Origin of the sequence: Sphingomonas sp. 22176 (assembly GCF_052045505.1) — a bacterium.
In the GTDB taxonomy this organism is placed as follows: Bacteria; Pseudomonadota; Alphaproteobacteria; order Sphingomonadales; family Sphingomonadaceae; genus Sphingomonas.
Genome location: NZ_JBQEPL010000005.1, coordinates 180,980 through 198,700, shown reverse-complemented (window position 1 = coordinate 198,700; position 17,721 = coordinate 180,980). Strand labels below are relative to the sequence as shown.

Below are 17,721 nucleotides of genomic sequence, written 5' to 3'. Positions count from 1 at the left end.
GGGTGCGCCGGCAGCGCTAAGCCTCCGGGACAATCTCCCGGAGGCCCGATGTTCCGTACCGCTGTTGCCGCCACCCTGCTGATCGTCACCCCCGCCGCCGCCCAGCAGCTCACGCCCGAGCAGACCGCCAAGGTCGATACGATCGTCGCGGATGCGCTGAAGAGCAGCGGAGTCCCTTCCGCCTCGATCGCGATCGTGCGCGACGGCAAGATCGTCTTCACCAAGGCCTATGGCGACCAGGGCCCCGGCATCGCCAAGGGGCCGGACGCGAACGCGAAGTACCAGATCGCGTCGATCTCCAAGCAGTTCACCGCCGCGGCGATCCTGCTGCTGGCAGACGAGGGCAAGCTCAGCCTCGACGACAAGGTGTCGAAATGGGTGCCGGACGTTACCGACGCCGACAAGATTACCATTCGCCAGCTGCTCAGCCACACCGCCGGCCTGCAGGATTACTGGCCGCAGGACTATAGCTTCAAGGCGATGGAAACCGCGGTGACGCCGCAGCAGATCGTTGATCGCTGGGCGAAGAAGCCGCTCGACTTCACCCCCGGCACCGCGTGGCAATATTCGAACACCGGCTATGTCGTGGCGGGCATGATCATCGAGAAGGCCTCGGGCAAGAAGCTGCTCGACTTTCTCCAGTCGAAGATCTTCAAGCCCCTGGCCATGCAGGCGATCGACCAGGACAAGGCAGTCGGCAAGGGCTTCCCGCAGGGCACGCATCGCTATGCGCTGGGGCCCGTGCGCCCGGCCAAGCCGGCGGCGGACGGCTGGCTGTGGGCGGCCGGCGAGCTGGCGATGAGCGCCGCCGATCTCGCCAAGTGGGACATCGCCCGCATCGATCGCAAGGTGCTGACGCCCACCGACTGGGCGGTGCAGGAAACCGAGGTGAAGCTCGCCGATGGTGCCCCCACTCATTACGGTCTCGGCGTGTCGCTGGGCGAGCATGGCGGCAAGAAGCAGGTGTCGCACGGCGGCGAGGCGGTCGGCTTTCTGTCGAGCAACGTCGTGGTCCCGGAGGAGAAGTTCGCCGTCGTCTCGCTGGTCAGCGCCGATTTCGGCGGCGCACAGGACGTGATCGCCCAGGGCATCCTCGATCTGCTGCTGCCCGTCACCCAATCGCCGGCGGCGCTGACGCTCGACCAGCAGCGCGACGCCCTTGCGCGGAAGCTGTTCGACCAGCTCCGCGCCGGCACCCCCGATCGCAGCCTGATGACCGACGACGCCAACTATTATTTCGATGCCACGGCACTTGGCGATTACCGCACCAGCCTGGCTCCGCTCGGCGAGCCTACGTCCTTCACCCCCATCGGCAAGGCGCGGCTGCGCGGCGGCTTCGTCAACCGCAACTACATGATCCGCTACAAGGATCGCATGCTGGTCGCGGTGACCTATGCCGAGCCCGGCGCCGACGGCAAGTTCGAGCAGTTCCTGGTGATGCCGCGATGAGCGACGAAGCCGAAAGCCGCGCCAAGGACCGCGCCGAAGCAGCCAAGGTGCGGCGGCGGTGGATCACGCTGGGCGAGGTACTCGGGGTCGCCGCGGTGCTGATCTCCGGCCTTACCCTCTGGAACAACTGGAACGATCGCCGCGAGACCAAGGCCGAGAAGGCGGCCACCGAGCAGCGCACCTCCGCCAAAATTGCCAAGCTGGTGCTGGTCGCGGCCGATGGCGGCAAGCAGACGCTGGCGCTGAAGCCCGCCGCGCCCGAGCAATCGGTGCAGAGCCAGACCATCCTCTTCCCGACCGCGCTCGGCGTCTCGCCCGCGGCGACCACCGGCGAGCCGCGGGTCGAGGGCGGCTGGTTCGAGCACGCACTGGTAAAGGCGCGTGAGGCTGCAGGGCTGCCTGACAACAGCCGCGGCGACGAGCGGCTGCCGGTGGTGATCGTCACCCAATATCTCGCCGACGGCGATCCGCACGAGGACGTGGCGCTGTACGATGTCGGCTATACCATCTCGGGCAAGTTCCTCGGCGGGCACAGCGTCACCCTCCGCGGCATTTCGCTGGTGTCGAAGGTGAAACGCGACCATGCCCAGGCCCGGCTCGACGCGCGGTGGAAGACGATGCTGCCTGTAGCGAAGTGATCCGGCGCCCCCCTGGCCAAAAAACCAGGGGCGTCCGGGCTAGGCGCGGGGCGCTCGGCGTCCTAGATCAGGCGCATGACGGATCTCAACACGCTCGTTCAGCCCGATCGCGGCCAAGCCGCTCGCACCATCCACCTGATCGACGCCAAGGGCTATGACGCCTGGCTCGCCGCGCAGCCGCCACGCCACCGAGCCGCCGCCGCCGCGCAGAAGCTCAGCGGCTCGGCCCATTCGAGCGCGATCCTGCCCGGCGATGCGCCCGAGGACTGGTCGGTCGTCTCGGTCGTCGCCAATATCGAGAAGCTCGGGCCCTGGTGCCTCGCCAAGCTAGCCGAAACGCTGCCCGAGGGCAGCTACCGCGTCGAAGGCGTGGAGCCCGGCAAGGCGATCTATGGCTGGCTGGCTGCCCAGTACAAGTTCGATCGCTACAAGAAGGCCGATCCCAAGGCGCAAGGCCCGCGCGTGCTGCTCACCGCCGATCCGGTGAAGATGGAAGAGGCGGTGCGCATGGCCGCCGTCGCCTTCAAGCTGCGCGACCGGATCAACACCGGCGCCAACGACATGAGCCCGGCCGATCTGGAAGATGCCGGCGCCGAGCTCGCCAAGGCCTATGGCGCCACCTTTTCGGTGGTGAAGGGCGACGCGCTGGAGCAGGGCTATGGCATGCTCCACGCCGTCGGCCAGGCCGCCGGCAAGGGTCGCGAGCCGCGGCTGATCGAGCTCGAATGGGGCAACCCCGAGCATCCGCGCATCGCGATCATCGGCAAGGGCGTGTGCTTCGACAGCGGCGGGCTCGACATCAAGCCGGCCAGCGGCATGCGGCTGATGAAGAAGGACATGGGCGGCGCCGCACACGCGCTCGCGCTTGCCGAACTGGTGATGCAGAACAAGCTGCCGGTGCGGCTCCACATGCTCGTCCCCGCCGTCGAGAACTCGATCTCGGGCGAGGCGACGCGTCCGGGCGACGTGATGATCTCGCGCAAGGGCATCACCGTCGAGAACAGCAACACCGATGCCGAAGGCCGCCTGATCCTGGGCGATGCGCTTACCAAGGCGGAGGAAAAGAACCCCGAGCTGGTGTTCGACTTCGCGACCCTCACCGGCGCCGCGCGCGTGGCGTTGGGTGCGGACCTCCAGGCGCTGTTCGCCAATGACGATACACTGGCCGCGGAAATCATCGCAGCCGGCGAGGAAGAGGCCGACCCGATCTGGCGGATGCCGCTCTACGATCCGTACAAGGATCTGCTGAAGTCGGACGTGGCGGACATGGTCAACGCTGCCGAGGGCCCTTTCGGCGGCGCGATCACCGCCGCGCTGTTCCTCAAGGAATTCGTGCCGGCCAAGGCCCAATGGGCCCATTTCGACATCTTCTGCTGGAACGGCAGCCCCAAGCCAGGCCGCCCCAAGGGCGCCGAGGCGGTGAGCCTGCGCGCCACGTGGAAGGTGCTCAAGGACCGTTACGGCGGATAAGCGCTTCGGCCGCCGGCGGCATCACGCCGTCGGCGAGCCAGAGCTGGACTTCTTCCTTGTCCATCGGACGGCCGAACAGATAGCCCTGCCCCTGCGCGCAGCCTAGCGCGCGCAGCAGCTCGGCGGTCTCCAGCGTCTCGATCCCCTCGGCCACCACCGGCAGCTCCAGCGTGTTCGCGAGGCCGAGGATCGCGCGGACGATCCGCAGCTTCTCGGCGCTTTCGCTCAGCGAATCAACGAAGGAGCGGTCGATCTTGATCTTGTCGAACGGCAGCATGCGCAGGTGCTGGATCGAGGCATAGCCGGTGCCGAAATCGTCGAGCGCTAGCTGGACGCCCTGATTCTTGAGCGACTCGATCGCGTGATGCGCCTTATCCGCATCGACGATCAGCGCGTTCTCGGTGATCTCGACGGTCAGGCGCTGCGGCGGGAAGCCGGTGCGTGCGAGGACCGACAGGATCTTGTGGCTCAGCCAGTCGTCGCGAAGCTGGCCCGGCGAGATGTTGATCGCGAGGCCCGCCGGCACTTGCCAGTCACGCGTCTCCGAACAGGCACGGTCGAGCAGGTCGAGCATCAGCGTGTTGAGCAGCCCGCACTCTTCGGCGATCGGAATGAACTGGTCGGGCCCGATCTCGGCATCCTCGCGTCGCCAGCGGGCGAGGAGCTCGAAGCCGGTCACCTGGCCGGTGCGCAGGTCGATGATCGGCTGGTAGCGCGGGTAGAACAGGCCCTGGGTCAGCCCGTCGCGCATCTCGGCCTCGATCGTCGAGCGACGGCGGATCTCGGCGTCCATTTGGCTGGCAAAGGCGCAGTAGCAGCCGCGACCGGCCTCCTTGGCCTGGTAGAGCGCGACGTCGGCGCGGCGCATCAACGTATCGGCATCGAGCGCATCCTCCGGATAGAGCGCGATGCCGACGCTGGCGCCGATATGGTGCATCCGCTCGTCGATCAGGAACGGCCGCGCCACCTCGCGGACGATAGCATGCGCCACGCTACGCACCCGGTCCAGGTCGTCGTCGTTGAACGGCAGGGTGATCGCGAACTCGTCGCCGCCCAGCCGATAGCTGCGACCGCCTTCGCCCACCACCCAGCTCAGCCGACCCGCGACCGCGCGCAGCAGCTGGTCGCCGATCGGGTGGCCATGGACATCGTTGATCGACTTGAAGCGATCGAGGTCGACGAGCATCAGCCCGAATCGGTGCGGCTCGGCGCCGCGGAGATATTCGGTGAACGCGCGGCGGTTCGGCAGGCCGGTCAGCGGGTCGTGATAGGCAAGCTGGTGGGCGCGCTGCTCGGCCAGTCGCGCGCGGCGCTGGCCCGTCGCCATTTCGGCACGCGAGGCGAGCACTTCGACGAAGCCGGCATGGCTTGCCCCGATCATCCGGAGAATCACGGCCGATACCAAGATGATGTTGATGCCAAGCGCAACGAGGTATCGATCGCCGGAAAAGAGCAGGCAGACGATCACGGGCGAAGCACCGCACCCCATCACCAGCCATCCGCCGACGGGAAAGGTCTGCAGACAGTAGCAGCAGGTTACCGCACCGATGAAGATATAGAGGGCAATGCTGGCGCGACGGGAGATATCTGCGTCGGTGAACAGAACCAGCGCCCAACCTCCAAAAGCGAGGCTGAGCACCACGGCCGCGAGAATCGTGCCGATCAGGTATCTGCGGATCCGGCGCAAACTGGGCGCGTCGTCCTTCCGCCGCGTGACCCAAAGCACGCTCCGCACCGCCGCCGCGAGACCAAGCAGGATCGGCGCTCCCACGCTCAGCCGCGTCGACACCGATCCGTAGGAGGCGAAGCCGAGGAACACCGCGTCCATGAAAACGAGCATGTACATCAGGGGAATCTGCTTCCCCAGCACCCGATATTGTTCGGTCAGGATCGCCCGGTCGAGCTTGGTCCTTCCCGAACGTACGAGGTGAATCCGCGGCAGCATGGAGGCCTTGTAGCGCCAGACCCCCGACAACAGGTTAATCCCCCGTCGCTATTTGCGCCGCCGCCTCGATGATCGGCACGAACTTGGCGGCAGTGAGGCTGGCCCCGCCGACCAACGCGCCGTCGACATCGTCCACGGCAAGAATGGACGCGGCATTGGCGCCGCTCACCGAGCCTCCGTACAGGATCCGCATGTCGTTGGCAGAGGGGCCGATCATCCCGCGCAGCTTGGCGCGCAGGATCGCGTGCATCGTGCCGATCTCGTCCAGCGTCGGGGTCTTGCCGGTGCCGATCGCCCAGCGCGGCTCATAGGCGATGGTCAGCCAGTCGGGCGCGGCGCCGTCGGGCAGCGACTTCTCGATCTGCGACTGGACGATGCGCTCGGCGCGGCCGGCATCGTGCTCGGCCTCCGTCTCGCCGCAGCAGAGGATGACGTTCAGCCCGTGCCGACGCGCGGCAGCGGCCTTCGCCCAGGTGTGGTGGCTGGTCTCGGCATGGTCGGCCCGGCGCTCGGAATGGCCGACGATCACCACCTTGGCACCCGCCTCTACCAGCATCGGTGCTGAGATGTCGCCGGTATGGGCACCCTGATCACTCTCGTGCACGTCCTGCGCGCCGATCGTGAAGTCGGCGGCGATGTCCGCCGCTGCCGCGATCAAGGTGTAGGGCACGCAGAGCAACGCGTCGACCTGAGGATGCGCCCGTGCCGCGGCGGCGATCGCTTCGATCTCGCCCAGATGCGAACGCATGCCGTGCATCTTCCAGTTTCCAGCGACCAGCTTGCGGCGCATCCATCACTCTCCGAATGTTTCGGCACAGTCGATACCGATTGCGTCGCGCGGCACAAGCTTGAAGGCGCGCGGCACCGGCCCTAAAGCGGGCCCAAATTCCTCGAACGAACGGCTCTCCATGCTCAACGCCTTCCGGAACTTCACCAAGTCGCGCTACGGCCTGATCATCGTCTTCATCTTCCTGGGCCTGCTCGCGATCGCCTTTGCGGCGAGTGACGTCACGGGCATGCGCCAGGGGATCACCGGCAGCAGCGGCGCGCTGGCGACGGTGGCGGGCGAGAAGGTGACCGAGCAGCAGGTCCGCGATCGGCTGGAGCGCTATGTCCGCAACGCGCAGGCGCAGGGCCAGAACCTAACGATGGCGCAGGTGCTGGCACAGGGCGGGTTCGAGGCCGCCCTGAACGACGCCGTCAACACCGCCGCGATCGAGGCATTCGCAAATCAGAACGGCATGGCGGTCGGCAAGAAGCTGATCGACACGGATATCGTCAACAATCCGCAGTTCGCGGGCATGGACGGCAAGTTCAGCCAGCAGACCTTCGAGCAGCTGCTCGCGCAGAATCGCCTCACCCCGGCGCAGCTCCGCGAGGGGATGACCACGCAGCGCTACGCCGCCTGGCTGGTCGGCCCGGTCACCCTGCGCGCCCCCGCCCCCGCCGGCGTGGTGACCCCCTATGTCGCGACGCTGCTCGAGCGCCGCACCGGCATCGTCGGTTTCGTCCAGTCGCTGGCGATGGATCCGGGCGCCGCGCCCGACGCCAACACGCTCGCCGGCTATTACGCGCAGAACCGCAGCCGCTACCAGGTGCCCGAGCGCCGCATCGTCCGCTACGCCGTCGCCCAGCCCGACGCGCTGAAGGCGCAGACCACGCCGACCGAGGCCGAAATCGCCGCCGCCTACAAGAAGGACGCCGCCAAATACGCCGCCAGCGAAAAGCGCGGCGTCGAGCTGGTCCAGGCGATCAGCCAGTCGGTCGCCGCTAAGGTTGCAGCAGCCGCCAAGGGCGGTGACTTGGCCGCAGCCGCCAAGGCGGCCGGCCTGGAAGCCCGCACCATCGAGGCGAACGACAAGGCCGGCCTCGCCAAGCAGGTCTCCGCGCCCTTCGCCGACGCCGCCTTCGCCGCCCCGGCGACCGCCCTGCAGGGCCCGGTCCAGCTCGGCGGCGCCTGGTTCGTCTACCGCGTGAGCAAAGTCGAGAAGATCGCCGCCCGCAGCCTCGACCAGGTCCGCACCGGGCTCACCGAGGAAGTCGCCAAGCGCAAGCTTGCCGCGCTGCTCGCCGATTCGCGCCAGGCGATCGAGGACGCCGTCGGCGACGGCGCGACCTTCGACGAAGCCGTTGCCAAGGCCAAGCTGACCGCGGTGCGCAGCCCCGCGCTGATCGCCAACGGCACCGATCCGGACAACGCCGCCTATCAGCCCGACGCCACCGTCACCGCGGTGATGAAGGCCGGCTTCGGCTTCGAACAGGCCGGCGACGAGCCGCAGGTGGTGCCCGTGGGCAAGGACGGCAGCTTCGCGCTCGTCTCGCTGGAGAAGGTCGTGCCGGCCGCGCCGCGTCCGCTCGCCCAGATCACCGAGAAGGTGAAGGCCGACTATCTGCTCGACCAGGCGCTGGCCAAGGCACGTGCCGCGGCCACCGCGATGCTGCCCAAGCTGCAGAAGGGCGTGCCGATGGCGCAGGCGCTGGCCGAAGTAGGCGCGAGCAAGGGTGCCTCGCCCAAGCCGTTCGACTTCAAGCGCAGCGAGCTGCGCGGCAAGGAGAACTTCATCCAGATGGCGTTCGACATGCCGGCCAAGACCGCGCGTCTGGTCGAGGCCCCGAACCGCGCCGGCTATTACGTCGTCTATGTCGACACCATCCAGCCGGGCAGCATCGCAGGCGATCCGCAGGGCCCGCAGATGCTCCAGTCGATCACCCAGGCGCTGGGCCAGGTGGGTGCGCAGGAATATGAAACCCAGTTCGCCGCTTCGCTGGTGAGCGCGCTCAAGGTCCGCCGCAACGAGGCGGCGATCGCCCGCCTGCGCGCCGACCTGCAGCGCAGCGGCGGCCAGTGAATCGGCCGGTGAACCGGGCTGTGATCCAGGGTATCGACGCCGCCCACGCAGCCCTCGCCGCCGGCCGCCCTGCGCTGGTCTGGCGGCAGCAGGTGGCCGATACCGAAACGCCGGTTGCCGCCGCGCTCAAGCTGATCGAGCCCGGCCGGGGCGACTTCCTGCTCGAATCGGTCGAAGGCGGGTCAGTCCGCGGCCGGCACAGCCTGATCGGGCTCGCGCCGGATCTGGTGTTCCGCGCGACCGGCACCCGCGCCGAGCTCAACCCGCACTGGCTCACCGATCGCGCCGCGTTCGAGCCGCTGTCGGACGACCCGCTGGCGGCACTGCGCGAACTGGTCGCCGACTGCCGGATGGATGTGCCGGCCGAGCTGCCGCGCGCGCTCGCCTGCCTGGTCGGCTATTTCAGCTACGAGACCGTCGGGCTGGTGGAGAAGCTCCCCCGCCCGCCGCAGAGCCCGGTCGGCGTGCCGGACATGATCTTCGTGCGGCCGACCGTGCTGCTGGTCTTCGATCGGCTGGCGGATACGCTCTTTTTCGTCGCCCCCGTCTGGCCGGGCGCCGATCCCGAACTCGCTGCGGAGCGGATCGACGCGGTTGCGGCGCAGCTTGCCAGCGCGCGCCTGCCCGCCCCCGTCCGTGCCGATCCGCTCGCGATCGAGCCGGCCCCGGTGCTGCCGGAAGGCCGCTATGGCGAGATGGTCGCCGCGGCGAAGGAATATATCGCGGCGGGCGACATCTTCCAGGTGGTGCTCGCCCAGCGCTTCACCGCGCCCTTCCCGCTGCCGCCGTTCGAGCTGTATCGCGCGCTGCGGCGGATCAACCCCTCGCCCTTCCTCTACCATCTCGACCTCCCGGGCTTTGCGCTCACCGGATCGAGCCCGGAGATCCTGGTCCGCGCCCGCGACGGCGAGATCACCATCCGGCCGATCGCCGGCACGCGGCCCCGCGGCCGAACGGCTGCCGAGGACGAGGCGCACCGTACCTCGCTGCTCGCCGATCCCAAGGAGCGCGCCGAACATCTGATGCTGCTCGATCTCGGCCGCAACGACGTCGGCCGCGCTGCTGCGCCCGGCACCGTCAAGGTGACCGACAGCTATACGGTCGAGTTCTACAGCCATGTGATGCACATCGTGTCGAACGTGGTGGGCAAGTTGCGCAAGGATGCGGACGCGATCGACGCGCTGTTCGCCGGCTTCCCGGCGGGTACGGTGAGCGGCGCGCCCAAGGTGCGCGCCTGCGAGATCATCGCCGAGCTGGAGGCGGAGACGCGTGGGCCCTATGCGGGCGGCGTCGGCTATTTCTCGCCGGATGGTTCGATGGACTCGTGCATCGTGCTGCGCACCGCGCTGGTGAAGGACGGGGTGATGCACGTGCAGGCCGGCGCCGGCATCGTCGCCGATTCCGACCCGGTCTCTGAACAGCGCGAATGCGAAGCCAAGTCCGGCGCGCTGTTCGCCGCCGCGCGCGAGGCGATCGCGCGGGCCAGCGAGGCGGGCTTCGGCCAATAGGCCGGCCCGCCTTTCTCGCTCAGGGGACGCGCGAGGCCTTCGCCTCCTTGTCCAGCTTGTCCTGATACCATTGCTGCAGCATCTGCCGGGTGCAGCCGGTCTGTCCGCCGGTGCCGACGGTCGAACAGCTGTTCGGCATGCCGCGGCTGTTCACGTTCTCCACCACTTCCATGCGGCGGGTCCAGCTGGTCGAGGGCGCATCCTGCTTCGGCTGGTCGCGGAAACGCTTGGGGATGCGGTACGGCGATTCCCCGGCGTTGGAGCAGACGACGATCTCGTCCGGGTTGGCCGGCTTCGGGCAGCTTTCCTGGCCATAGAGCAGGATACTGCGCACCCGCTTGGGCGGGCCGTCCTGCGCCGTCTGGTCCTGGGTCTGCGCGAACGCCGGCGCGGCGAGCAGGGCGGTGGCAAGCATCAAACGGGCAAGCATGGGAATACTCCTGGAAGGTGACACAACGTCCCTGACCCGCCAGCGGTGCCGCCGCAGTGTGGCGCGCGCAAGGCCGGATTGTGCAAGCGCGCGGGAGCGCCTAGGTCTGCGCCCATGATCCTCGTGCTCGACAACTATGACAGCTTCACCTGGAACCTCGTCCATTATCTGATGGAATTGGGTGTGGAGGTGCAGGTGGTACGCAACGATGCGCTGACCGCGAACGACGCGATCGCCAGCAATGCGCAGGGTTTTCTGATTTCGCCCGGCCCCTGCACGCCGAACGAAGCGGGGATCAGCCTGGATCTGGTCGCCGCTTGTGCCGATCTCGGCAAGCCGCTGCTCGGCGTGTGCCTGGGGCACCAGGCGATCGGCCAGCATTTCGGCGGCAGCGTCGTGCGCGGCGGGCTGATGCACGGCAAGACCTCGCCGGTGCGCCATGACGGCACCGGGCTGTTCACCGACCTGCCCTCGCCCTTCACCGCGACGCGCTATCACTCGCTGATCGTCACCGACATTCCGGACAGCCTGGTGGTCAACGCCACCGCCGAGGACGGATCGGTGATGGGCTTCCGGCACGCCTCGCTGCCGATCCACAGCGTGCAGTTCCACCCCGAAAGCATCGCCACCGAACACGGCCATGCGATGCTGGCCAATTTCCTGCGGCTGGCGGGCATCGAAGCGACCGCCACGGTCTAACTTTCGTCAGGCTCGGTTCATCGCGGATGTGCTAGGGGTCGCGCCATGAAGATGACCCTCGCCACCCTGCTCGCCGGTGCCGCGTTGTTCGCGGCGCCTGTCGCCAACGCCCAGCGCCACCGCGCCACGCCCGAGGAGAAGCTGGCCAAGCTGCTCGACGGCCGAGTCGCGGGCAAGCCGGTCGACTGCATCAGCCTGAGCATGACGGGCGCGAGCCAAGTCATCGACGGCACGGCGATCGTCTACACGCTGGGCAACACGCTCTACGTCAACCGCCCGCGCGGCGGTGCCGACCAGCTCGACGACAATTCGATCCTGGTGACCAACGCCTTCGGATCGCAGCTGTGCAGCATCGACACGGTGCGGCTGATCGACCGCACCTCCTATTTCCCGCGCGGCTTCGTCTCGCTTGGGGAATTCGTGCCCTACACCCGGCCGAAGAAGAGCAACTGAAGCGTCCAAGCAGGATTTGCTCGACAGGCTGGCCGCGCCCCGGAATAGAGGCGGCGTGACCAGCCTGAGCCTGCTTCCCGATCCGTCCTCCCCGCTTGCCCGCGAAACCGCCGCGCAGGCCTTCGCCGACATTCTCGACGGCACCGCGCCCGAGGCGGAGATCGAGGCCTTCCTCATCGCGCTCTCGCTGCGCGGCGAAACCAGCATCGAAATTGCCGAGGCCGCCCGCGCGCTGCGCAACCGGCTGATTCCGATCACCGCCCCCGAAGGCGCGATCGACGTGTGCGGCACCGGCGGCGACGGGCACCATACTCTCAACGTATCGACCGCGGTGAGCCTTGTCGTCGCGGCGGCCGGGGTGCCGGTGGCGAAGCACGGCAACCGCGCCGCTTCGTCCAAGGCGGGCGCGGCGGATACGCTGGAGGCGCTGGGGCTCAACCTCGATCGTGCCGCAGCGCGGGCCGAGGAAAGCCTCAACGAAATCGGCATCGCTTTCCTGTTCGCCCAGCACCACCATCCCTCGCTGGGGCGCATCGCGCCGATCCGGCGGCGGATCGGTCGGCGGACGATCTTCAACCTGATGGGTCCGCTCGCCAACCCGGCGCATGTCCGGTACCAGCTGATCGGTATCGCCCGGCCCGATTACGCGCCGGTCTATGCCGAGGCCCTCGAGCAGCTTGGGGTCGAGGCGGCAGCGGTCGTTTCCGGCGAGGATGCGCTGGACGAGCTGTCGACCGAGGCGGCGAGCGTCGTCGTCAATGTCGGCCGCGCCAGGCTGCCGACCCGGATCACCCCCGAGGATGCCGGCCTGCCGCGCCACCCGCTTGCGGCGATTCGCGGCGGCGATCCCGAATACAACGCCCTTGCGCTACGCCGCCTGCTCCAGGGCGAGCACGGCGCCTATCGCGATGCCGTGCTGCTCAACGCGGCTGCCGCACTGATGGTCGCGGGCCGCGCCGATGACCTACGGGACGGGGTGGAGGAAGCCGCCGAGATGCTCGACAACGGGCTTGCCAACGCCCTTCTCGACTGCTGGATCGCCTTCGCATGAGCACCATCCTCGACACGATCATCGCCACCAAGCGCACCGAAGTCGCCGCCCGCAAGGCAGCGCGGCATGCCCGGCCGACGCCCACCGCGCCCCGCGGCTTCAAGGCAGCGCTCGACGCGCGCGCTGCGGCCGGCGGCTATGGCCTGATCGCGGAGATCAAGAAGGCCAGCCCCTCCAAGGGTCTGATCCGCGCCGATTTCGATCCGCCCGCCCATGCCCGTGCTTATGCGGCGGGGGGCGCCGCGTGCCTCTCGGTGCTAACCGACGCTGAGTATTTCCAGGGGCACGAAGATTATCTGATCGCCGCGCGCGCCGCCTGCGACCTGCCGGTGATCCGCAAGGACTTCCTGATCGACCCCTGGCAGGTCGAGGAATCGCGCGCGATCGGCGCCGACGCAATCCTGATCATCGTTTCGGCGCTGGACGACGGCCAGATGGCCGAGATCGAGGCAGCGGCGATCGAGCAGGGCATGGATGCGCTGGTCGAGGTCCACGACGCCGAGGAACTGGAGCGCGCGCTAAAGCTCAAGTCGCGGCTGATCGGGGTGAACAACCGCAATCTCAAGACCTTCGAGGTCAACGTGCAGAATACGTACGATCTCGTCCGCCATGCCCCGAAGGACTGCACCTTCGTCGCGGAGTCCGGCCTCAACAGCCGCGCCGATCTCGATGCGATGGCCGAGCACGACATCCGCTGCTTCCTGATCGGCGAGTCGCTGATGCGGCAGGCCGATGTCGAGTCAGCGACGCGGGCGCTGGTCGGTTGAGCGGGCTTACCCATCTCGACGAAACCGGCGCGGCGCACATGGTCGATGTCGGCGGCAAGGCGGTCACCGCGCGCGAGGCGGTGGCGCAGGGCCGCATCACCATGTCGGCAGTGGCGGCCGCGGCGATCCGCGCCGGCAGCGTCAAGAAGGGCGACGTGCTCGCCACCGCGCGCATCGCCGGGATCATGGCGGCGAAGAAGACGTCCGAGCTGATCCCGCTCTGTCACCCCCTGCCCCTCACCCGCGTGGCGATCGACCTCGACCTCGACGAGACCGGCGTCACCGCCACCGCCACCGCGGCAACCGAGGGCAAGACCGGGGTGGAGATGGAAGCGCTCACCGCCGTCTCGGTGACGCTGCTCACGCTCTACGACATGGCGAAGGCGCTCGATAAGGGCATGGTGCTCGGCGACATCCGTCTGCTGACCAAGACCGGCGGCAAATCCGGCGACTGGCGCGCCCAAGGCTGAGGCGCCGGCGGCAAAGAATCCCTTAGCCGCCCCAAACCGTTCCTCCATTGCCCCGCAGCGGCCCTCGGGCCATGTGCGACATCATGGCAACGCTTCTCGACCCCCATTCCCGTGGCCGCGTGATCCTCGTCGGCGCGGGCCCTGGCGACCCCGGCCTGCTCACCGTTCGCGCGGTCGAGGCGCTGAAGGCGTGCGACGTGCTGGTCCATGACGGGCTGGTCGACGACCGCGTGCTCGATCTCGCCCCCCAGGCGCACCGCATCTCGGTCGCCAAGCGCCGCTCGAAGCACACGTTGCCGCAGGAATCGATCAACGCACTGATCGTCGCGCATGTGAAGACCGGCGCGGTCGTCGTCCGCCTCAAGGGCGGCGACCCGTTCATCTTCGGGCGTGGCGGCGAAGAAGTGGAGGCCGTGCGCGAAGCCGGGCTGCCGGTGGAAGTGATCCCCGGCGTCTCCGCTGCGCTCGGCGCCGCCGCCGAGGCGATGCTGCCGCTCACCCATCGCGACTGGTCGAGCGCGGTCAGCTTCGTCGCCGGCCAGTGCAAGGGGCTGACCGACCAGGACTGGTCGGGCCTCGCCGGCAAGGGCCGCACGCTGGTGATCTATATGGGCGTCGCCACCGCCTCGGCGATCGCCGACAAGCTGATGGCCGATGGCGTAGCACCCGACATGCCGGTGGCAGTGCTCGAGCGCGCCACGCTCGAAGGCCATCGCGCGATCCGCACCTTGCTTGCCGATCTGGGCCCGATGGTCGAGCGCGAGGAGGTCCAGAGCCCCGCGATCATCGTCGTCGGCGAAGTGACTCTGCTGGCGGACGCCGAGGACAAGCTCGCCCGCTGGGCGCGCACCGCTGAAACGCTGGGGGAAGACCAGGCATGAAGCTGCTGACGGGCAACGATCTTTCGACCGGCGACGTGGTCTGGTGGACCGGCGAAAGCTGGTCGCGCCACCTCGCCGAGGCCGTCGACGTGGGCGACAAGGGCGACGTGCTCGCCGCGACCGAAGAGGCCGCGCGCCGCGTCAACGTACCCTATGTGATCGACGCGCAGGCGACGCCGGAAGGCCCCCGCCCCGCGCACATCAAGGACCGCATCCGCGCGCTCGGCCCCACCGTGCGCCCGGACCTGACCCTCAAGCCCGCCGACCCGCAGGCCGGAAGCTGGGTGATCTGAACCATGTACAAGTACGACGAATATGACGCCTCGATCGTCGCCGCGCGCGTCGAGGAATTCCGCGACCAGGTCCAGCGCCGCCTTGCCGGGCACATGACCGAGGACCAGTTCAAGCCGCTGCGGCTGATGAACGGGCTCTATCTGCAGCTGCACGCCTATATGCTGCGCGTCGCGGTGCCCTATGGCACGCTCAACGGCCGGCAGATGCACCTGCTGGCGCACATCGCCCGCAAGTACGATCGCGGCTATGGCCATTTCACCACCCGCCAGAACCTCCAGTACAACTGGATCAAGCTGGAGGACGCACCCGACATCCTCGCCGAGCTGGCGACGGTGGAGATGCATGCCATCCAGACCAGCGGTAACTGCATCCGCAATATCAGCTCGGACCAGTTTGCCGGTGCCGCCGCCGACGAGATCACCGATCCCCGCCCCTGGGCCGAGCTGCTCCGCCAGTGGAGCACCTTCCACCCCGAATTCAGCTACCTGCCGCGCAAGTTCAAGATTGCGGTGATCGCCAGCGACACCGATCGCGCGGCGATGCGGCTGCACGACATCGGCATACAGATCGTGCGGAACGACGCGGGCGCGCTCGGCGCGCGCATCTATGCCGGCGGCGGCATGGGCCGCACGCCGATGATCGCCTCGCTCATCAAGGAGTTCGTGCCCTTCGCGGACTTCGTCAGCTATCTGGAAGCGTGCCTGCGCGTCTACAATCGCCACGGCCGGCGCGACAATATCTACAAGGCGCGGATCAAGATCCTCATCCATGCCCTGGGCGCCGAGGAATATGCTCGTCAGGTCGAGGAAGAGTTCCAGGCGGTAAAGGCACTGGGCATCGATCCGCCCCAGGCCGAGTTCGATCGCATCGCCGCCTATTTCGCGCCGCCGGCGTTCGAGGCCGACGCGCCCGACACGGTCGACCGCAGCGATCCCGATTTTACCGTCTGGCTCGACCAGAATGTCCACGCCCACCAGGCGCCGGGCTATGCCGTGGTCACGATCAGCCTCAAGCCGATCGGCGGCATCCCGGGCGACGCCTCGGCCGACCAGATCGACGTGATGGCCGATCTCGCCGAACGCTACAGCTTCGACGAGCTGCGCGTCACCCATGCCCAGAACATCGTGCTGCCGCACGTCCGCAAGGCCGATCTCTACGCGATGTGGACCGCGCTGCGCGAGGCGGGGCTGGCCGAGGCCAATCTCGACCTGATCAGCGACATCATCGCTTGCCCGGGCCTGGATTATTGCAGCCTTGCCAATGCCCGCTCGATCCCGCTCGCGCAGAAGATCAGCGAACGCTTCGCCGATCCCGCCCGCCAGCGCGACCTGGGCGAGCTCAAGCTCAAGATCTCGGGCTGCATCAATGCCTGCGGCCACCACCATGCGGGCCATATCGGCATCCTCGGCGTCGACCGGAAAGGTACCGAGAATTACCAGCTGCTGCTCGGCGGCTCGGGCGCAGAGGATGTGAGCCTCGCCGACATCACCGGCCCCGGCTTCAGCGAGGACGGCGTAGTCGACGCGATCGAGCGCGCGACCGACCTCTATGTCCGCGAGCGCACACCCGGCGAGCGCTTCGTCGACACCTATCGCCGCATCGGCATGGCACCGTTCAAGGAGGCCATTTATGGTTGAGTTCCTGCGCTACCGCGACGACGAGGCGCATGACGAACCGGCCGTCACCCTCGACAGCTTCTTCGGCCAGTCGAACGCGACTGCGGTGCGGATCGAAGCCGGCGAGGATGCCCGGGCGCTCCTCCCGCATCTGGATCGCATCGCGCTGGTCGAGGTGAGCTTCCCCAGCTTCCGCGACGGCCGCGGCTATTCCTCGGCCCGCATCCTGCGCGAGGCCGGGTACAAGGGCGAGCTGCGCGCGCAGGGCGACGTGCTGGTCGACCAGATCCCGCTGATGCGCCGCTGCGGCTTCGACAGCTTCGCTCCCAATGCGCCGATCGACGCGGCGACGCTGGAAGCCGCGCTCAACCGCTACGACTTCCGCTACCAGCCGGCGGCCGACACGATCGTGCCCGTCTGGAAACTGCGCCATGGCTGAACCCGCGCGCCAGATCGACCGGATCGACGTGACGCCCCGCTTCACCGAGGCGGATGCGACGCGGCTCAACACCCGGTTCCTCGGCGTGCCGACGCTGGAGATGCTGCGCACGGTGCTGGCCGAGAAGCTGACCGGCGAGACGGCGATCGTCTCGTCCTTCGGTGCGGAATCGGCGGCGCTGCTGCATCTGGTCGCCAGCGTCGACCGTTCGGTGCCGGTGCTGTTCCTCGATACCGGCAAGCATTTCCCGGAGACGCTCGCCTATCGCGACCTGCTGGTCGAGCGGCTAGGCCTCACTGATTTCCGCAACCTCCAGCCCGATCCCGAGCTGCTCGCCAAGCGCGACGGCACCGAGCTGCGCTGGTCCTACGATCCGGACGGCTGCTGCGAAATCCGCAAGGTGCTGCCGCTGGAGGCGGGCCTGGCCGGCATCGACGCGACGATCACCGGGCGCAAGGCGTTCCAGGCGAGTACCCGCGCCGCCCTGCCCCGGTTCGAGCTCGACGGCGACCGGCTCAAGATCAATCCGCTGGCGGATTGGACCAAGGCCGATCTCGACACCTATTTCGCCGCGCACGACCTGCCGGTGCACCCGCTGGTCGCACAGGGCTATCCCTCGATCGGCTGCGCACCTTGCACCAGCAGGGTCAAGCCCGGCGAAGACCCCCGCGCCGGGCGCTGGCGCGGCTGGGACAAGACCGAGTGCGGCATCCACACGCCCACGAGCGACGACGACGCCAACCAGCCGGTATTCTGACGCCG

The 17,721-nt window shown here is 68.1% G+C and carries 18 protein-coding genes; 15 read left to right on the top strand and 3 right to left on the bottom strand.

All coding sequences use genetic code 11. The annotated features are described in order from the left end of the window. Nucleotides 1-48 precede the first annotated feature (48 nt). From ACTJKY_RS16910 to ACTJKY_RS16900, 3 genes are all read left to right on the top strand, one after another. Nucleotides 49-1,449 carry a serine hydrolase domain-containing protein gene (locus ACTJKY_RS16910; RefSeq protein WP_440847271.1) on the top strand — a complete coding sequence of 467 codons (1,401 nt, stop codon included), beginning with the start codon at nucleotides 49-51 and terminating at the stop codon, nucleotides 1,447-1,449. Next, nucleotides 1,446-2,087, top strand: a complete 642-nt coding sequence (locus tag ACTJKY_RS16905; protein ID WP_440847270.1) for a hypothetical protein — start codon at nucleotides 1,446-1,448, stop codon at nucleotides 2,085-2,087. The genes ACTJKY_RS16910 and ACTJKY_RS16905 overlap by 4 nt, the downstream gene beginning before the upstream one ends. A gap of 75 nt (nucleotides 2,088-2,162) precedes the next feature. Beyond that, nucleotides 2,163-3,557, top strand: a complete 1,395-nt coding sequence (locus tag ACTJKY_RS16900) for a leucyl aminopeptidase family protein (RefSeq protein WP_440847269.1) — start codon at nucleotides 2,163-2,165, stop codon at nucleotides 3,555-3,557. Here the strand turns inward: ACTJKY_RS16900 and ACTJKY_RS16895 are convergent. Then, a complete protein-coding gene (locus tag ACTJKY_RS16895) occupies nucleotides 3,535-5,532 on the bottom strand; it encodes a putative bifunctional diguanylate cyclase/phosphodiesterase (RefSeq protein ID WP_440847268.1) in 1,998 nt (665 codons plus the stop codon). The genes ACTJKY_RS16900 and ACTJKY_RS16895 overlap by 23 nt on opposite strands. A 4-nt stretch (nucleotides 5,533-5,536) precedes the next feature. Continuing rightward, the gene (gene tpiA / locus ACTJKY_RS16890; RefSeq protein ID WP_440847267.1) at nucleotides 5,537-6,292 is read right to left on the bottom strand and encodes a triose-phosphate isomerase; all 756 of its coding nucleotides are present in this window, start codon (nucleotides 6,290-6,292) and stop codon (nucleotides 5,537-5,539) included. 118 nt (nucleotides 6,293-6,410) lie between these two features. Between tpiA and ACTJKY_RS16885 the strand changes: the two genes are divergently transcribed. Then, nucleotides 6,411-8,351 carry a SurA N-terminal domain-containing protein gene (locus tag ACTJKY_RS16885; protein WP_440847266.1) on the top strand — a complete coding sequence of 647 codons (1,941 nt, stop codon included), beginning with the start codon at nucleotides 6,411-6,413 and terminating at the stop codon, nucleotides 8,349-8,351. Nucleotides 8,352-8,371: 20 nt separating this feature from the next. Then, a complete protein-coding gene (locus tag ACTJKY_RS16880; RefSeq protein ID WP_440847302.1) occupies nucleotides 8,372-9,859 on the top strand; it encodes an anthranilate synthase component I family protein in 1,488 nt (495 codons plus the stop codon). Nucleotides 9,860-9,878: 19 nt separating this feature from the next. Here ACTJKY_RS16880 and ACTJKY_RS16875 read toward each other — a convergent pair whose 3' ends face one another. After that, nucleotides 9,879-10,289, bottom strand: a complete 411-nt coding sequence (locus ACTJKY_RS16875; RefSeq protein ID WP_440847265.1) for a hypothetical protein — start codon at nucleotides 10,287-10,289, stop codon at nucleotides 9,879-9,881. Nucleotides 10,290-10,403: 114 nt separating this feature from the next. Here ACTJKY_RS16875 and ACTJKY_RS16870 point away from each other — a divergent pair, with 114 nt between their 5' ends. The 10 genes from ACTJKY_RS16870 (at nucleotide 10,404) to ACTJKY_RS16825 (ending at nucleotide 17,716) form a co-directional block, all read left to right on the top strand. Then, entirely contained in the window at nucleotides 10,404-10,988 is a 585-nt protein-coding gene (locus ACTJKY_RS16870; RefSeq protein WP_440847264.1) for an anthranilate synthase component II, read from the top strand. Between the two features lie 45 nt (nucleotides 10,989-11,033). Continuing rightward, nucleotides 11,034-11,441 carry a hypothetical protein gene (locus ACTJKY_RS16865; protein ID WP_440847263.1) on the top strand — a complete coding sequence of 136 codons (408 nt, stop codon included), beginning with the start codon at nucleotides 11,034-11,036 and terminating at the stop codon, nucleotides 11,439-11,441. 55 nt (nucleotides 11,442-11,496) lie between these two features. Then, nucleotides 11,497-12,492, top strand: a complete 996-nt coding sequence (gene trpD / locus ACTJKY_RS16860; protein WP_440847262.1) for an anthranilate phosphoribosyltransferase — start codon at nucleotides 11,497-11,499, stop codon at nucleotides 12,490-12,492. Further along, nucleotides 12,489-13,259: an indole-3-glycerol phosphate synthase TrpC gene (trpC, locus tag ACTJKY_RS16855; protein ID WP_440847261.1), complete on the top strand. Its 771-nt coding sequence runs from the start codon at nucleotides 12,489-12,491 to the stop codon at nucleotides 13,257-13,259. Before trpD ends, trpC begins: the two co-directional genes overlap by 4 nt. Continuing rightward, complete coding sequence (gene moaC, locus ACTJKY_RS16850) at nucleotides 13,256-13,729, top strand: cyclic pyranopterin monophosphate synthase MoaC (RefSeq protein WP_440847260.1); 474 nt, start codon at nucleotides 13,256-13,258, stop codon at nucleotides 13,727-13,729. Before trpC ends, moaC begins: the two co-directional genes overlap by 4 nt. 83 nt (nucleotides 13,730-13,812) lie before the next feature. After that, the gene (gene cobA / locus ACTJKY_RS16845; protein ID WP_440847259.1) at nucleotides 13,813-14,610 is read left to right on the top strand and encodes a uroporphyrinogen-III C-methyltransferase; all 798 of its coding nucleotides are present in this window, start codon (nucleotides 13,813-13,815) and stop codon (nucleotides 14,608-14,610) included. Next, a complete protein-coding gene (locus tag ACTJKY_RS16840) occupies nucleotides 14,607-14,903 on the top strand; it encodes a DUF2849 domain-containing protein (protein WP_440847258.1) in 297 nt (98 codons plus the stop codon). The genes cobA and ACTJKY_RS16840 overlap by 4 nt, the downstream gene beginning before the upstream one ends. Before the next feature lie 3 nt (nucleotides 14,904-14,906). After that, nucleotides 14,907-16,541, top strand: a complete 1,635-nt coding sequence (locus ACTJKY_RS16835; RefSeq protein ID WP_440847257.1) for a nitrite/sulfite reductase — start codon at nucleotides 14,907-14,909, stop codon at nucleotides 16,539-16,541. Next, the gene (locus ACTJKY_RS16830; protein ID WP_440847256.1) at nucleotides 16,534-16,959 is read left to right on the top strand and encodes a DUF934 domain-containing protein; all 426 of its coding nucleotides are present in this window, start codon (nucleotides 16,534-16,536) and stop codon (nucleotides 16,957-16,959) included. The genes ACTJKY_RS16835 and ACTJKY_RS16830 overlap by 8 nt, the downstream gene beginning before the upstream one ends. Continuing rightward, complete coding sequence (locus tag ACTJKY_RS16825) at nucleotides 16,952-17,716, top strand: phosphoadenylyl-sulfate reductase (protein ID WP_440847255.1); 765 nt, start codon at nucleotides 16,952-16,954, stop codon at nucleotides 17,714-17,716. Before ACTJKY_RS16830 ends, ACTJKY_RS16825 begins: the two co-directional genes overlap by 8 nt. The last annotated feature ends 5 nt before the right edge of the window (nucleotides 17,717-17,721 follow it).

Excerpts from the sequence above, each read along its gene's own strand:
- ACTJKY_RS16910 (WP_440847271.1), top strand. The coding sequence starts at position 49 with ATGTTCCGTACCGCTGTTGCCGCCACCCTGCTGATCGTCACCCCCGCC.
- ACTJKY_RS16905 (WP_440847270.1), top strand. The coding sequence starts at position 1,446 with ATGAGCGACGAAGCCGAAAGCCGCGCCAAGGACCGCGCCGAAGCAGCC.
- ACTJKY_RS16900 (WP_440847269.1), top strand. The coding sequence starts at position 2,163 with ATGACGGATCTCAACACGCTCGTTCAGCCCGATCGCGGCCAAGCCGCT.
- tpiA (WP_440847267.1), bottom strand. The coding sequence starts at position 6,292 with ATGCGCCGCAAGCTGGTCGCTGGAAACTGGAAGATGCACGGCATGCGT.
- ACTJKY_RS16885 (WP_440847266.1), top strand. The coding sequence starts at position 6,411 with ATGCTCAACGCCTTCCGGAACTTCACCAAGTCGCGCTACGGCCTGATC.
- ACTJKY_RS16875 (WP_440847265.1), bottom strand. The coding sequence starts at position 10,289 with ATGCTTGCCCGTTTGATGCTTGCCACCGCCCTGCTCGCCGCGCCGGCG.
- ACTJKY_RS16870 (WP_440847264.1), top strand. The coding sequence starts at position 10,404 with ATGATCCTCGTGCTCGACAACTATGACAGCTTCACCTGGAACCTCGTC.
- ACTJKY_RS16865 (WP_440847263.1), top strand. The coding sequence starts at position 11,034 with ATGAAGATGACCCTCGCCACCCTGCTCGCCGGTGCCGCGTTGTTCGCG.
- trpC (WP_440847261.1), top strand. The coding sequence starts at position 12,489 with ATGAGCACCATCCTCGACACGATCATCGCCACCAAGCGCACCGAAGTC.
- cobA (WP_440847259.1), top strand. The coding sequence starts at position 13,813 with ATGGCAACGCTTCTCGACCCCCATTCCCGTGGCCGCGTGATCCTCGTC.
- ACTJKY_RS16840 (WP_440847258.1), top strand. The coding sequence starts at position 14,607 with ATGAAGCTGCTGACGGGCAACGATCTTTCGACCGGCGACGTGGTCTGG.
- ACTJKY_RS16835 (WP_440847257.1), top strand. The coding sequence starts at position 14,907 with ATGTACAAGTACGACGAATATGACGCCTCGATCGTCGCCGCGCGCGTC.
- ACTJKY_RS16830 (WP_440847256.1), top strand. The coding sequence starts at position 16,534 with ATGGTTGAGTTCCTGCGCTACCGCGACGACGAGGCGCATGACGAACCG.
- ACTJKY_RS16825 (WP_440847255.1), top strand. The coding sequence starts at position 16,952 with ATGGCTGAACCCGCGCGCCAGATCGACCGGATCGACGTGACGCCCCGC.